Source organism: Bradyrhizobium sp. AS23.2, assembly GCF_001908185.1.
Lineage (GTDB): Bacteria > Pseudomonadota > Alphaproteobacteria > Rhizobiales > Xanthobacteraceae > Bradyrhizobium.
On the sequence record NZ_LGHM01000033.1, the window covers coordinates 43,682 to 59,203 of the forward strand.

Below are 15,522 nucleotides of genomic sequence, written 5' to 3' on the forward strand. Positions count from 1 at the left end.
CCATGACCAACGCCGAACTCGACCAACTCGCGATAAACACCATCCGCACGCTGTCGATCGATGCAGTCCAGGCCGCGAGCTCCGGTCACCCCGGCACGCCGATGGCGCTTGCACCACTTGTATATACGCTCTGGAACCGGGTCATGCGGTTCGATCCGCAGGATCCGATCTGGCCCGGCCGCGACCGCTTCGTGCTATCGAACGGACACGCGTCAATGCTGCTATGGTCCATCCTCTATCTTACCCGGACGCAGGCCGTGAATGCCGAGTACGAGACGTTAGGCAAGCCTGCCGTCACGCTCGAGGATATCAGGCATTTTCGTCAGCTCGGAAGTCACGCGCCGGGCCATCCCGAATACCACCTGGTGTCCGGCGTCGAAACAACAACCGGCCCGCTCGGACAAGGCATTGCGACTAGCGTCGGTATGGCAATCGCGCAACGCTGGCTCGCGGCACGATACAATAAGCCGGATCTTGGCATCTTCGACTACCATATTTATGCGGTTTGCGGAGATGGCTGCTTGATGGAGGGCGTCGGCTCTGAAGCAGCGTCGCTCGCCGGCCACCTTGGCCTCGATAATCTGTGCTGGATCTACGACAACAATCACATCACAATAGAGGGCAGCACGCGGCTGGCGTTCACTGAAGATGTCGCCGTTCGTTTCGCCGGCTACGGCTGGAACATCCTTAGGGTCGGTGATGCCAACGATATCGCCGGCATTGAACAGGCGTTGACAACGTTTCGCGAGACGAACGGCCGTCCGACGCTGGTGATACTCGACAGCCATATCGGATACGGCTCACCACACCGCCACGATACGGCCGCCGCGCATGGCGAGCCGCTCGGCGTTGAAGAAATCAAGCTCACCAAGCGAGCCTATGGTTGGCCGGAAGACTCAAATTTCTTGGTGCCCGACCACGTTCTCGAACACTTCGCCTCCGGCGTCGGCGTGCGAGGCGCCACCGCCCGCCGCAAATGGCAAGAGCTGTTCGTTGACTACCGCTCGAAATATCCCGAGCTAGCGACCGAAATCGACCAGATGCAACAGCGCGGGCTCCCGGCGGGCTGGGACCGCAACCTGCCGTCATTCCCGGCAGATCCGAAGGGCCTGGCGGGTCGCGAGGCGTCGGGAAAGGTTTTGAACGTTCTTGCGCAGAACATTCCGTGGTTAGTTGGCGGTTCCGCCGACCTGGGTCCGTCGACCAAGACCCTGCTGACCTTCGAAGGTGCGGGCGATGTTCAGGCCGCCACACCGGGCGGCAAGAACTTGCATTTCGGCATCCGCGAACACGCGATGGCTGCAATCTTGAACGGTCTGGCGCTGTCGAAACTGCGGCCGTTCGGTGCGAGCTTCCTGATTTTCAGCGACTACGCGCGGCCCGCGATACGCCTAGCTGCGCTGATGGAGCTACCGGTGCTCTTTGTTTTTACCCATGATGCCATGGGCGATGGCGAGGACGGCCCAACGCATCAACCGGTCGAGCATCTCGCCTCAATGCGGGCGATGCCCGGTCTGACGCTGTTTCGGCCGGGTGATGCCAACGAAGTCGTCGAAGCCTACCGCTACATCATGCAGCTTCGTCATCGGCCAGCTCTGTTGGCGCTGTCTCGCCAACCGTTGCCGACCCTCGATCGCAGCAAGTATGCACCGGCCTCCGGGGTCGCGCGAGGCGCCTACGTGCTTGCCGACCCCGCTGAGGGCAAGCCTGACATGATCTTGATTGCTACCGGTAGCGAGTTGCATCTCGCGGCCGAGGCTCATGAGAGACTTGGCCTGGAGGGCATCCGCTCGCGGGTGGTCTCGATGCCTTCCTGGGATGTCTTCGAGTGCGAGACGCAGGAATACCGCGATGCCGTCTTGCCACCTGAGATCACTGCCCGCGTCGCGATCGAGCAGGCGTCCACGTTCGGCTGGGAGCGGTACGTTGGGAAGGCTGGTCGTGTCCTTGGCATGCACACGTTCGGCGCCTCCGCTCCACTGAAGGCCTTGCAGCAGGAGTTCGGATTTACCGTCAATCATAGCATCGCCATGGTCAAGGCGATGTTGCAGCCCTCGAAAGCCGCATAGCATGGACGATACCAAGCAGGGCGTTCCGCCACGCTCGGCTGAGCATGCAAGACTTGCAGACTCCTCGCCCGATACTCCCGGCGACTGGAAAGCGATCGGGCCTTACATCAGTGAGCGCGCCTGGGGCACGGTGCGAGACGACTACAGTTCAGATGGACAACCCTGGCAGTACTTCCCATACGAACACGCACGCTCTCGCGCCTATCGGTGGAACGAGGACGGTCTTGGCGGCCTTTGCGATCGAGCGCAGCACCTGTGTTTAGCTCTGGCCTTTTGGAACGGAAAGGACCCCTTTCTGAAGGAGCGTATCTTCGGTCTCAGTGGTCCAGAAGGAAACCACGGCGAAGACGCTAAGGAGTACTGGTGGTACGTCGACGCGACACCGACCAGCTCGTGGCTGCGCTGGCGTTACCACTATCCCCACGCTGAGTTTCCATACGCGTTGCTTCGACGGGAGAACGCAAGGCGCAACAAAGACGAGCCCGAATTTGAACTCGTGGACACCGGTATTTTCGAAGGGGATCGTTACTGGCAGATCACGGCGGATTACGCCAAAGCATCACCTCATGACATATGCATGCGCATCAGCGTTCACAACGCGGGACCCGATGCGGCCGAGCTTCACGTGCTTCCGACGCTGTGGTTTCGCAACCGCTGGTCATGGGAGGCTGGTATCGCGCGGCCGACCATCCGGGCGACTGCTGAAACCGGCAATGTCTGTGCGATAGCTGAAGAAGAAGAACTGGGTCGCTGGCACCTCACCGCCGGGCCGGACCCGACCGGCAGGCCGCCGACGCTGCTGTTCTGCGAAAACGAAACCAACGCCCGGTACCTTTTTGGGGTCACCGCTGAGCAGACGCCCTTTCCAAAAGACGGCATCAACGACAACGTTGTCCACGGTGCGGCGACGGTGAACCCGGCGAGTCAGGGCACAAAAATGGCCTGCTGGTATCGCTTCAAAGTCGCCGGCGGCGAAACGGTCGATCTCAGGCTTCGCCTAGCACATGATCGATGCCGCCCGACTGCCGACCTCGGGGCAGAATTCGAGCAGATCCACGTCGACCGGCGGCGCGAAGCCGACGAATACTATGCAGCGCTTACGCCCGACGCCACAAGTGAGGACGAGGCGGCAGTCATGCGGCAAGCATTCGCCGGAATTCTGTGGAGCCAGCAGTTCTATCATTACGATGTGGCGCGCTGGCTCGACGGCGATATCATACGTCCGCCCGAGGCACGCGCGTCCGGTCGCAATGCGGGCTGGCGTCATCTCAACAACCACGACATCATCGCCATGCCCGACAAATGGGAATACCCGTGGTATGCCTCATGGGATCTCGCTTTCCATTGCGTCGCGCTAGCGCACATCGACCCGTCAGCAGCGAAGCATCAGCTGCTGCTGCTGGCGCGCGAGTGGTACATGCACCCGAACGGCCAGTTGCCGGCTTATGAATGGAATTTCGGAGACGTGAATCCGCCGGTTCAAGCCTGGGCCACGCTCGCGGTGTTCCGGATCGATGGCGGGACCGATTTCGATTTTCTCGCTCGCGTTTTCCAAAAGCTCCTGATCAACTTCACCTGGTGGGTAAATCGAGAAGACGCATGTGGTGACAACGTGTTCGAGGGCGGCTTTCTCGGGCTCGACAATATCGGCCCGTTCGACCGCTCACAGATGCTCCCCGACGGCGATGTGCTGGAGCAGTCCGATGGCACCGCATGGATGGCTAAGTTCTGTCTGAACATGCTGGAGATGGCTCTACGACTTGCAAACCATCAGCCAAGCTACGAAGACCTCGCGGTAAAGTTCTTCGAGCATTTTGCTCTGATCGCCGCCGCGATGGGCAGGCTCTGGGACGACCAAGATGGTTTTTTCTACGATCGGCTTCGCAAGCGCGACGGTTCGACATTCACGGTGCGCGCGCGTTCCATGGTGGGACTGCTGCCAATCTTTGCGGCCGTACAACTCGATGCGGCGCTGTGGGAACGACTACCGATGTTCCGCAAGCGCGCTCGATGGTACATCGACAACAAGCCGGGTCTTGCAGAATTCCTGCACATGCCCCGGAGCAATGATGGCCCTGGGCTGATCTCGCTGGTAGGCAAGCCGCGTATGAAACGGATTCTCGCATGTATGCTCGACGAGTCGGAATTCCTGTCGCCTTACGGGCTACGATCGTTGTCCCGCTACCACCGAGAACATCCGCTCATCGTCAACATGGACGGACATTTCGCTCGTCTTGACTATGAGCCGGGCGAATCGCGGACCGGGCTGTTCGGAGGCAATTCCAACTGGCGCGGACCGATCTGGTTTCCGCTCAACTTTCTCGCGATCGAGTCGTTAAAAAATCTGTACACCAACTTTGGCGAAGACTTCACCGTCGAATTGCCGACAGGATCAGGCAGGCAAGCGACTCTCGAGCAAGTCGCCGAAGAGCTCGAGCGCCGACTACTCGCGTTGTTCCTCCGGAACGGAGAGGGTCAGCGACCCGCGCTGGGACTACGTCCACGCTTTCAGCGCGGCGGGACGTGGTGCGATTTACTGCTGTTCCACGAGTATTTCCACGGCGATACCGGCAAGGGCCTTGGCGCCTCGCATCAAACCGGCTGGACGGCTCTCGCTGGCGCCCTGGTCGCTAATCGGCGTTTGCGTGTGAATGCCGATCAAAAATGACCGCCATCGGCTTTGTCGGGGCCCCTTCAGGCCATTAATTTCATTGGATTGGCATGATGGGACTCCATGCCGATAATCGTCGAGACTTCACGCCGAAACACACCCTGCCTTTGAACAGCAACCGACTGCGGCATGAGCTACCGGGAGCATATCGTTCAAGAGAGAACTCCAGGGGGCCCGGTCTGCTGGTCAGCTTCATTCACGCTTGGTGAGGCGCCACGCTCATTTGGACCGCGTAAACCAAGAAAGTACATCAATTAACAGCTTGCGCTGAACGTGCGGTACCGCCGGAGGGACGCGCTACCCGGCCCTGTGCTCCTTCAAAATCCCAATGATCTGCTCTTCCGAAAAGCGGCTACGTTTCATCCTCTGGTCCTCGTCTTGGGCCAGAGCGAACTTCAAACTGGATTAAGCCCGCGGGGCAAGGTCAAGGCGGCTGGTCTATTTTGGCGATGCGCAGGTCGGCAGTATAGGCCTGCGCGCCGCCGGCAACACGATCCAGAGCGATCCATGGCAGTGGCGACGTGCCTTCTATCCCGGATCACGTCCCGGCGAGTGCACCTCGGGCACCGCTGCGAGCTTCGAGAGCGCAACAAGCCGAAATCGAGGTGCTCGCCCTGGCCAAGAAGTTCACGCCGAACAGTTTCCATTTCAGGCAAACCCGAGCTCTCGGCTGACGGCCCCCGGCTGCATCATTGGTCTTGTGATCCGTGACTCAATCATCCTGCTGAGTTGGTCCGCTTTGCGCCACAAGCGGCTCGAATTACCCAGGGAGCAGCGCATTAGCTCCAACTGTACTAAGTCGATTGGCGAGTATCCTGACTTCCTAATGCCGAGCAAAATCGCCGGGTTGAGCTATCCAAGCATCCTTCGGCTTCCAGCGGTGTGTTCGTCCACAACGTTGGCATCTCAATGGGACTTCAACGTCGGGCAAAGTCTCAAACACGACGATCTCCGTATTGGGCTCGGTTAGCACGACCTGATCTGTGACAGGGCAGCGGATCAAAATATCCGGCATTCTTAAAATCCCTTTCGTGCTGCAACTAACCGTATGTTAAAGAATTGTGACAGCGTGCAGCGTGAGGCGAGGATATGAGAAAGAGCGACGTGATTTGTTCCGAGTGCGGCGCTGGTTTTCGTCGGCTCGAGCTACGGTCACAGCCGGGGGGAAAAAGGCGAGTACCGCTGTCCCGCTTGCAATAGCTCACTCGAGGTTTTCGACGGTAGCAAGCTGATTGCCTATCGTCTTACGATCGAACCATCGGTTAGAGCTATGCGCGACTGACATCTCTCAATTGAGCAATTGAGCTGCTTTTTGAAATGCCACGTGCCCTCCCATGCAGGATGCACAAAGCTCGATCGGATATTCATGTCGGCTCAAGCCGGTGAGGCCTATCGTTTGCACACCGCGCCAGCAGGTGCGGTTCTTTTCACGAGCCTTAACGCTTATTCTGCCGGTCTCTTTCCGAAATTGCGCGATCGAGAGTGCATTTCGATGCACCTCCCCAAGCCGCCACGGGCCTACTTACACGGCCAAGTGTTCATCAGCACCTCACGCCTGCTTCAACAATGCGGAATCGATCGGCATCTTGCGGAGCCGCTTGCCCGTCGCCGCATAGACGGCGTTGGCGATGGCAGGGACGATCGCGGAGGTCCCCGTCTCGCCCATTCCGCCCGGCGGCTCCATGCTCCTGACGACATGGACCTCGATCGCCGGCGCTTCGTTCATGCGCAGCATTTGGTAGGTGTCGAAGTTACCCTGTTCGACGCGGCCGTTCTTGAGCGTGATCTCGCCATAGAGTGTCGCAGTGACGCCAAAATTGATCCCACTCTGGATCTGGGCTTCGACGGTGTTGGGATTGACGACAGTGCCGCAATCCATCGCACAGACTACGCGACGAACGCGGACCGCCCCCTCCTTCGACACTTCAACCTCAGCGACCTGCGCCATGTAGCTGCCGAACACAAATTGCAGCGAGACGCCGCGGCCGCTTCCCTTGGGCAGATCCCGTCCCCAGCCAGCCTTCTCCGCGGCGAGATCGAGCACCGCCTTCGCGCGCGGCGACTTGTCCAGCAGCATGCGGCGATAGGCCACCGCATCCTGTTTCGCGGCCACAGCTAGTTCGTCGATAAAGCTTTCGGTCACGAACACATTGTGCGACGGACCGACGCTGCGCCAGAACCCGGTTGTAATGCCTGGCGGCTCCACGCGTGCATATTCGACGTGGAAGTTCGGGAGGTCGTAGACCAGATCAATCGCGCCTTCCGTCGAGTCGGGATCGAGACCGTTCGCAAAGCCCGGCGGCAGCCACCGCGCAATCACGGAGGAGCCCGCAAAGCGGTGGTTCCAGGCGATTGGCTTGCCCTGCTCGTCGAGCCCGGCGGAGATACGGTCGAACCAGTAGGGACGGTACGCATCGTGCTGGACGTCCTCCTCGCGGGTCCACACGACCTTTACCGGGCCATCGACCTGCTTGGCGATCTCGACGGCGCGGACCGCACCGTCGGCCTCCAGCCGCCGGCCAAAGCCGCCGCCGATCAGGTGATTGTGGACGATGACCTTCTCTGGCGGCAGGCCTGCGGCCTTCGCGGCCATCGCCTGGACACGCGCAACGGCCTGGCTGCCGATCCAGATCTCGCATTCGTCCTTGCGAAAATGAACCGTGCAATTCATCGGCTCCATCGTGGCGTGCGCCAGGAACGGCGCCTGATAAATCGCCTCGACCTTGGTGGCTGCGCCCGCCATGGCCTTGTCGGCGTCACCGATGCTCTGCGCCACCGCGCCCGGCTTCGTCGTGGCACCTTCGAGCTCGCGCGCAATGTCAGAGGTCGAGAGGCTGGCATGTGGACCGTCATCCCACTCGATCTTGAGCGCCCCCAGACCTTTCTTTGCGGCGCCCATATGATCAGCTACAACCGCAACAGCGTCGTCAAGCTGGACGATCTGACGGACGCCGTTGATGGCCTTGGCCGCAGTATCATCCACGCGCTTCACCCGCCCGCCAAACACAGGCGATTGGGCAAGCGTTGCGATTTTCACTCCAAGCGGCCGAACGTCGATGCCATAGACCGCGGTACCGTTGATCTTGGCGGGCGTATCGAGCCGCTTCGCCGGTGTACCGATCAGCTTGAAATCCGCCGGATTCTTCAGCGTCACAGCCTCGGGCACCTGCATACGCGCCGCATCGGGCGCAAGCGCGCCGTAACCGAGGCTGCGTCCCGACGCCTGATGACGCACTTCACCGTTTTCTGCCCGGCAGGAGCTTGGATCGACGTTCCAGCGCTTTGCCGCCGCCGCGATAAGCATTGCCCTCGCGGTCGCGCCAGCCTTGCGAAGGGGCTGCCAGGCGCCTCTTATCGCATTCGAATTGCCGGTCGCCTGCACACCGAGCAGCGGGTTCATGTAAACCTTTTCATTTGGCGGGGCATGTTCCAAGCGGATCTGGTTCAGACCGACTTCGAGCTCCTCGGCGATCAACATCGGGATCGAGGTGTAGGTGCCCTGCCCCATCTCGACATAGGGCATCGTTAGGACAATCTGGCCGTCGCCGCCGATCCGGATGAAAGCATTCGGCTCGAAACTCTCGGCACTCGCCGCCTCGCTCTCAGGACTCGGAAACGGCAGGCTCAGGCTGAGCAGGAAGCCGCCGCTCGCCGCTAGGCTCGCGCGCAGAAAGCCGCGCCGCGACGGGTCACGTTGCGACATATTGGATACAAAGTTCCCGAGCGTCATGATCAGCCTCCCGATTGTGCGGCTTGCTTAATCGCTTCGCGGATACGAACATAGGTACCGCAGCGGCAAATATTGCCCGACATCGCATCATCGATATCGGACTCAGTCGGGTGCGGATTGCTCGCAAGCAATGCGGCCGCCGACATGATCTGGCCGGATTGACAATAGCCGCATTGCGGTACTTCCAAGTCCAGCCATGCAGTCTGGATTTTCTGGCCGGCCGGCGTCTTGCCAACCGCCTCGATGGTGGTGACCTTCGAGTCGCCGATGCTGTCGATCGACGTGATACACGAACGGACGGCGTCGCCATTGATATGCACGGTGCACGCGCCGCACAGCGCCATACCGCACCCGAATTTCGTGCCGGTCATACCGAGCACATCGCGCAACACCCAGAGAAGAGGCGTGTCTCCGTCGACGTCGATGGAATGGCGACCTTCGTTGATCGTGATCTCGAAAGCCATCGTAACCTCCTTTGGAAGACTGTTCTGATTCAACTGAGAGGCGGTGCTCGGAGCTCAGCTCATTCCATCTGCTGCGCGATCGGCGTGGCCAGCCACAAGTCTACTCGCCGCTTCGTGCATTGATCGCGGAAACCCATCGCTCAGGCACCGCGCCAGAATACTCCCTTGCTCAGCACAATGAAACTCTCTCTGGCGCTTCTCGAGAATGGACTTGCGCCCACAACTCGACTATCGCCGGTCACCGCTGGGTTGCAGCTACCAGGTTTCTCCAAATGGCCGCAGTTCGACGTTGAATGACCACGCACTGGGATCCTGGTGAACGATGTGCCAGATCTCGTCCGCGATCGCTCGCGGCTTGATGAAGAAGTCGTCGGGCCGGTCAGGCCAGCGCTTCCTCGTCCATTCCAGGTCGATCACCGCGTCAACCACAACGTAGGCAACGTGCACGCCTTGCGGCCCAAGTTCACGTGCCATCGCCTCGGCCAGGATCCGCTGTGCCGCTTTGGTCGGCGCAAAGCCTGCAAAGCCAGGCTTGCCGCGTAATGCCGACGTATTGCCGGTGGCCACGATGGCCCCCTTGCCCGCGCTTACCATCGCCGATACAAAGCGCCTCGCCAGGTACAACAGACCCATGGTGTTGACCTGGAAGTTGCGGTTGAGAATTGATGGATCGATCTCCCGGAACGTGCCGAATGCACCGCCAACGGCGTTGTGGATGACGACGCTGGGCCCGCCGAGATCTCGTTCCACGGCGGACGCGACCGTTTCGACCTGAGCAGGATCCGACACATCGCAGCGATATCCTTTTGCATTCGGCAGCTGTTTCTCGAGCGCCAGGAGACGCTCCTCGTTCCTTGCGAGAAGGGCGACGCGGTAGCCGCCCTCGACAAATCTTCTTGCGAGCGCTGAACCCGTACCGGGGCCAACGCCGGATATCAGACAAACACGCGCGGTCATGCGATCAAACCTCCTCGTTGGAGCCGACAGAGGTCACGTCAGCCCGCCGCCTTTGATAGCAATTTATCGACAAATGGCTTGAGGTCCGGCCCGAAGTGCTCGTGATCGACCAGCCGGGCGAAGTGGGCGAACACCAGCGGGTACTCGTCCTGGACGCCCGGATACAGGATCCTGTCCAGCCCACGCTCCTTCAACTGCTCCGCCCGTGCATGCTCGTTCATGAACAACGCAAGCTCGGCCGCAAAGCAGATGTCTGCCAACGTGATGCCATTTCCCACCAGCGTCTCCCGTCGCGACGACAACGCCTGCTCGAGTCCAGAGGCGTAGATCGCGAACGCCTCTTTGGCGCGGCCGTGAATCGTCACATCCACCGTGCCGCCGGACAGCGCGAGCAGATAGATCTGCGCATCCCTGGCGAAGACGAGGCTGACGTCCAGAAAGCTGTCGATCCTGGAGGCCTCGTAGGCATCATGCCCGTAAAGCGGGTATGTCGCTTCGCCCAGGCGGGCCACCGCCCGCATGATACTGTTCGACTCGAAGATGCCGATTGTTCCGTCGGGGCCGAAGGCCGCGGGCACATTGCCGAACGGTTGCGCTTCAAGGAAGGCGTCGGTCTTGAAGAGCTGCGCACCGGTCAATCCCACCCGCCCGGTGCGTGCAAGGGATGAAAGCGATTGAAGTTCGTGTTCGGCCAGGGGACGCGCATCGTAGTCCCACAGCCAGTCCCTCAACTCCTTGGCCGATGCTCCTCTGATCTCGACATCCACCGCGCAGAACCGGGCTGCGATCGTCGCTTTCCAGACACGCGGGTTCGGAAGATAGGAGAATATTCGCAAGTCAGCCATCGTGGATCGCTCCTGATGAACCTTGTGCCCAGAGGCGGACGCCGTGTCCGCTTTCTGTTGTCAAAGCGCCGGACAGCCTATTCCGAGCTCCCGTCGAGAACTTCACCGAACTGCTCCCAACCCGTGCCCGTCCATCGCTGAAGCTGCAGCTGCGTCCAGATCATGTTGTTGCCGGCGCTGGTGTTGATCCGAACGCCGGGCAACGCCGTCGGCAGCAAGAGGTTCTTCAGCGACTTGGCCTGCTTGATGATGTTTTCACGCGAAAGGTCGTCGCCGCATTGCTTGAGGATCTGCTCCAGCACCATGCCCTGCTGGTATCCAGTCAGATAGCTGGTATTGGTGATATCGGAGCCGGCCAGGTATCGCTCGAAGAAGGCGCGATAGACCATGACTCCCTCGTCATTCGCCCATTTCTGATCGCTTGGATCCTTGTTCGGGGTACCGACAATCACGCCGACCGAGTTCTCCAATCCCGCCGGCTTCAGCGTGCCCGCGATCGATGACGAGGGGAAGTTGATGAAGATCATTGGTTTCCACCCGCTCTCCGCCGCACGACGGATGGCCTGCGCGGCAAATTTCGGCGTACCTGCGATGAACAGCGCCTGCGCGCCTGAGCTCTTGAGCGTGACCACCTGCGAGTCGACCGTCGGTTCCGTCACCTCGTAACTGGCGGTCACCACGCGCTTGTCGAAATCAGCGCCCAGCACGGTCTTGAAAGCGTTCACGTAGTCACGACCAAGATCATCGTTCTGGAACAGAATTGCGTATTTCGCCGCGGGCAAGGCGCGCAGCAGATATTTTGCGTAGATCTTCCCCTCGGTGTCATAGCTGACGAGCCCGGTAGTCGTCAGCGGATAGTCCTTGACGCTCGTGAATTTGCTCGCGCCAGTCACGATCGCGATCGTCGGCACACGTTTCGCAGCGAGGTATTTTGCCACGGCGGAGTTGCCGGCCGTGCCGAGCTGGCCGAACATGAAAGCGATTTCGTCGCTCTCCACCAGCCTGCGTGCGTGCTCGAATGCCTTCGGCGGGCTATAAGCATCATCGAGCATAACATATTCGATCTTGCGTCCGTTGATTCCGCCGCGATCGTTGATCGATTGCACATAGGCGCGGACGCCCTGCCCGGTCTGGCCAATCGAGGACGCCGGTCCGCTCAGCGGAAATATGCCGCCGATCTTGATTTGCGTCGCCGTGACGCCGGGCGTGTCGCCCGCCCGGCACGGGACTGACATTGCGATCAAGACTGTGCAGACCAGCCGGATGCCCCTAAACATCGCGCATTCCTCCATTGTTTGCGCGCCCTGCGTCCAGCAGGGAGCGATGCTTTATTCTCAGACCAGGTCAGGTGGCCGACTTGAGTATTTTGATGATGTCGCCGGGCTCGCGGATCGGCTGCGGATTTGCCCGCGTAAAGATTGAAAGCATTGCGTTCTTACCGATCAGTTCGAAGCGGTCCTCGGCAACGCCGACCTCGGCGAGCGTCCGGGGAAGGCCGAGCTCCGCGACAAATTCGGCGAAAGCCTCGTCGGCGTCACGCCCTGGCGCGCCGAGCGCCGCGGCGACCGCCTTTTGGGCAGCCTCCGTGGCGGGACGGTTGTAACGCAGTACGCTCGGCATCATCACGGCGGTGCAGAAATAATGCGGCACGTCACAGGTGCCCCCGAGCACATGCCCGATGGCGTGGCTCGCGCCCATCGGCACTCTCGCCTGCAACCCGAAGGCCGACAGCCACGAGCCCAACTGACAGTTCAGTCGTGCCGCTTCGTCGTTCGGGTTGCTCCTGGTGCGTCGAAGACCATCATTCAGATATCGCAGTCCCTGTTGACACACGGCATCGACGAGCACATTGGGACGACTGGAGCAGATCGCCTCGATCCCATGATCCATGGCCCGTGTGCCAGAGCCGAGCCAGAGTTTCTCCGGCGTATATTTGGTCATAGCGGGATCGAGGATGATGCTGCGCGGCATCATCATGGGATGGTTGAATATCTGCTTCAGCTTGCGGCGGGTATCGGTGACCAGCGCGCCGGAATTGTATTCGCCACCGGACAGCGTGCTCGGGATGGCGATCATTCGCACCTTGGGGGTGCGGAACTGACCAAAGCGGCGCTCCGGCGTGGTCTCGAAGCCGTCAAGCCCGTCCTGCTCGAAAATCTCGTGCTCCATGCACATCAGCACGATCTTGGCCGCGTCGACCACTGAGCCCCCGCCGATGGCAACGACCAGGTCGGCCTTCACCTCCTTCGCCCGCCTGGCAATCTGCACCACCGCTTCGCGCGTCGTATGCTGTGGGACCCCGTCGAAAGTCTCCGCGTGGCGCTCGCCCAGCGCCTTGCGGATCTTTTCGATCTCATCCGTTTTGCTGTTCAGGGTGCGGCTGACGATCAGGTAGACGCGCTTTGCGCCAAGCCGCTCCGCTTCCTCACGCAGCGCCTCGGCCGCAGGCTTGCCGTAGATCACCGATTCCATCGTCGGATATTGATAACTGCCCGCGACAAGCACGCTTTCACTCCCTTCGATGTTGTAGTTCGACATTGCCGCAGTGGGCGCCGAACCCGTCACGCGACGACGCGCGCCGGTGTGTCGTCGATGCTCCCGTCAAGGAAGCCGGTCAGGCGCTGGCGTATGATCTGCTCGGCCTCCGTCATGACACGGTCGATCAGCTCCTTCACCGTCGGGATGTCGTTGATCAGGCCGACCACCATCCCGCAGCTCCAGGCGCCCGCGTCCATTTCGCCGTTCACCATGACCTTGGGGTAGACCCCGGCTACCTGCTCGTGGATGTCATCGATCTTCAGGCTTGCGCCCTTCTCTCGTTCGACCTCGAGCAACTGGTCGACGCCCTTGTTCTTGAGCACGCGCTCGGTGTTCCGGAGCGCTCGCATGACCAGAACGGTGTCGAGCTCGGTTGCCTTGACCAACGCCTGCTTGACGTTATCGTGGACCGGCGCTTCCTTGGTGGCGACGAAGCGGGTGCCCATGTTCATGCCGGCCGCGCCCATCGACAGCGCCGCGACGAGGCTCCGCGCGTCCGCCATGCCGCCCGAAGCCACGAACGGGATCTTCAATTCATCCGCCGCGCGCGGGAGCAGGATCATGTTCGGGATGTCATCCTCGCCGGGATGACCGCCGCACTCGAACCCGTCAACGCTCACCGCATCGCAGCCGATCTTCTCGGCCTTGAGCGAATGCCGCACCGAGGTGCATTTGTGGATCACCTTGATCCCCGCGGCCTTCAGCGCCGGCATGTACTGCTCGGGACTGCGGCCGGCGGTCTCGACCGCCTTGACGCCGCCTTCCTTGATCGCGGCGATATATTCGGGATAGGGCGGCGCGGTGAAGCTCGGCAGGAAGGTCAGATTCACGCCGAACGGCTTGTCGGTCATGTCGCGGCAGCGCGCGATTTCCTTGGCGAGCAGTTCCGGCGTCTTCTGGGTCAGGCCGGTGATGATGCCAAGGCCGCCGGCATTCGATACCGCGGCTGCAAGCTCCGCAAAGCCGACATAGTGCATGCCGCCCTGGATGATCGGATGCTGGATACCGAACAGTTCAGTGATTGCTGTCTTCACGTGTGCTCTCCGCCTTCCGATCAGTGGACGATTTCAAAAAGGCCCGCCGCGCCCATGCCGCCACCGATGCACATGGTCACCACGCCGTATTTGGCCTTGCGACGCCGGCCCTCGATCAGGAGGTGCCCGGTCAAGCGCGATCCAGTCATGCCATAGGGATGGCCGATCGCGATCGAGCCGCCGTTGACGTTCAGCTTGTCCGGATCGATGCCGAGCTTGTCGCGGCAATAGATCACCTGCACCGCGTAGGCCTCGTTGAGCTCCCAGAGATCGATATCGTCGATCCTGAGGTTGTGCCGCTTCAACAGCCGCGGGATCGCAGCGACGGGACCGACACCCATCTCGTCCGGTTCCACCCCGGCGGCGACGAAGCCGCGGAAGATCCCGAGCGGCTTCAGGCCCTTCTGCGCGGCGATCCTGTCGCTCATGATCACGCAAGCCGAGGCGCCGTCCGAGAGCTGGCTGGCATTGCCGGCGCTGATCGTCTTGCCCTCGAACACCGGCTTGATCTTGGCCAGGCCGTCGGCGGTCGTATCGGGACGCGGGCCCTCGTCTTTGGCCAGCGTCACCTGCTGATAGCTGACCGCCTTGGTGTCCTTGTCGACCACGGCCATTTTGGTCGTGATCGGCACGATCTCGTCGTTGAAGCGCCCGCCCTGCAGGGCGGCGCCGACGCGGTGCTGGCATTCGAGACTGTATTCGTCCTGCTTGTCCCGGCCGATCTTGTAGCGCTCGGCGACGACCTCAGCCGTCTCGAGCATCGACATGTACATTTCCGGCTTCATCGCCATCAGCTCTTCGTCGACCGCGTGGAACTTATTCATGTGGTCGTTCTGCACCAGACTGATCGACTCGATGCCGCCGCCGATCGCGATCTCGACGCCGTCGAGCATCACCGAGCGCGCGGCAACCGCGATCGCCTGCAGGCCGGAGGCGCATTGCCGATCGATGGTGGTGCCGGCAACCGTGACGGGGAGACCGGCACGGATCGCGCCCTTGCGGGCGACGTTCATCACCATGGTGCCCTGCTGCATGGCGCAGCCCATCACGACATCCTCGACCTCGCCGGGCGTGATGCCGGCACGCTTCACCGCTTCCGCGATCACATGGCCAGCCATGGTCGGACCGTCGGTGTTATTGAGCGCCCCGCGATAGGCCTTGCCGACGCCGGTGCGCGCGGTGGAAACGATAACTGCATCAATTGTCATGCTTGC

Annotated in this window: 10 protein-coding genes; 2 read left to right on the forward strand and 8 right to left on the reverse strand. The window is 61.0% G+C overall.

From position 1 onward, the window contains the following. Positions 1-2: 2 nt before the first annotated feature. A complete protein-coding gene (tkt, locus tag AC630_RS07035; RefSeq protein WP_074117827.1) occupies positions 3-2,069 on the forward strand; it encodes a transketolase in 2,067 nt (688 codons plus the stop codon). Position 2,070: 1 nt separating this feature from the next. Next, entirely contained in the window at positions 2,071-4,737 is a 2,667-nt protein-coding gene (locus AC630_RS07040; RefSeq protein ID WP_074117769.1) for an MGH1-like glycoside hydrolase domain-containing protein, read from the forward strand. 1,552 nt (positions 4,738-6,289) lie between these two features. Here AC630_RS07040 and AC630_RS07055 read toward each other — a convergent pair. From AC630_RS07055 to AC630_RS07090, 8 genes are all read right to left on the reverse strand, one after another. Next, entirely contained in the window at positions 6,290-8,470 is a 2,181-nt protein-coding gene (locus AC630_RS07055; RefSeq protein WP_074117770.1) for a xanthine dehydrogenase family protein molybdopterin-binding subunit, read from the reverse strand. 2 nt (positions 8,471-8,472) lie between these two features. Further along, positions 8,473-8,934, reverse strand: a complete 462-nt coding sequence (locus tag AC630_RS07060) for a (2Fe-2S)-binding protein (RefSeq protein ID WP_074117771.1) — start codon at positions 8,932-8,934, stop codon at positions 8,473-8,475. Positions 8,935-9,189: 255 nt separating this feature from the next. Further along, positions 9,190-9,891 (reverse strand): SDR family NAD(P)-dependent oxidoreductase, encoded by a 702-nt coding sequence (locus AC630_RS07065; protein WP_074117772.1) that lies wholly within the window; start codon positions 9,889-9,891, stop codon positions 9,190-9,192. Between the two features lie 38 nt (positions 9,892-9,929). After that, positions 9,930-10,736 (reverse strand): glutathione S-transferase family protein, encoded by an 807-nt coding sequence (locus AC630_RS07070; RefSeq protein ID WP_074117773.1) that lies wholly within the window; start codon positions 10,734-10,736, stop codon positions 9,930-9,932. A gap of 77 nt (positions 10,737-10,813) precedes the next feature. Next, a complete protein-coding gene (locus AC630_RS07075; RefSeq protein ID WP_074117828.1) occupies positions 10,814-12,013 on the reverse strand; it encodes an ABC transporter substrate-binding protein in 1,200 nt (399 codons plus the stop codon). Between the two features lie 67 nt (positions 12,014-12,080). Beyond that, entirely contained in the window at positions 12,081-13,241 is a 1,161-nt protein-coding gene (locus AC630_RS07080) for an iron-containing alcohol dehydrogenase (protein ID WP_074117829.1), read from the reverse strand. A gap of 56 nt (positions 13,242-13,297) precedes the next feature. Continuing rightward, positions 13,298-14,308 (reverse strand): NAD(P)H-dependent flavin oxidoreductase, encoded by a 1,011-nt coding sequence (locus AC630_RS07085; RefSeq protein ID WP_074117774.1) that lies wholly within the window; start codon positions 14,306-14,308, stop codon positions 13,298-13,300. 20 nt (positions 14,309-14,328) lie between these two features. Next, positions 14,329-15,516 carry an acetyl-CoA C-acyltransferase gene (locus tag AC630_RS07090; protein WP_074117775.1) on the reverse strand — a complete coding sequence of 396 codons (1,188 nt, stop codon included), beginning with the start codon at positions 15,514-15,516 and terminating at the stop codon, positions 14,329-14,331. Positions 15,517-15,522: the final 6 nt, after the last annotated feature.

Coding starts and splice junctions, on each gene's coding strand:
- AC630_RS07055 (WP_074117770.1), bottom strand. CDS start 8,470: ATGACGCTCGGGAACTTTGTATCCAATATGTCGCAACGTGACCCGTCG.
- AC630_RS07090 (WP_074117775.1), bottom strand. CDS start 15,516: ATGACAATTGATGCAGTTATCGTTTCCACCGCGCGCACCGGCGTCGGC.
- AC630_RS07060 (WP_074117771.1), bottom strand. CDS start 8,934: ATGGCTTTCGAGATCACGATCAACGAAGGTCGCCATTCCATCGACGTC.
- AC630_RS07070 (WP_074117773.1), bottom strand. CDS start 10,736: ATGGCTGACTTGCGAATATTCTCCTATCTTCCGAACCCGCGTGTCTGG.
- AC630_RS07040 (WP_074117769.1), top strand. CDS start 2,071: ATGGACGATACCAAGCAGGGCGTTCCGCCACGCTCGGCTGAGCATGCA.
- AC630_RS07065 (WP_074117772.1), bottom strand. CDS start 9,891: ATGACCGCGCGTGTTTGTCTGATATCCGGCGTTGGCCCCGGTACGGGT.
- tkt (WP_074117827.1), top strand. CDS start 3: ATGACCAACGCCGAACTCGACCAACTCGCGATAAACACCATCCGCACG.
- AC630_RS07075 (WP_074117828.1), bottom strand. CDS start 12,013: ATGTTTAGGGGCATCCGGCTGGTCTGCACAGTCTTGATCGCAATGTCA.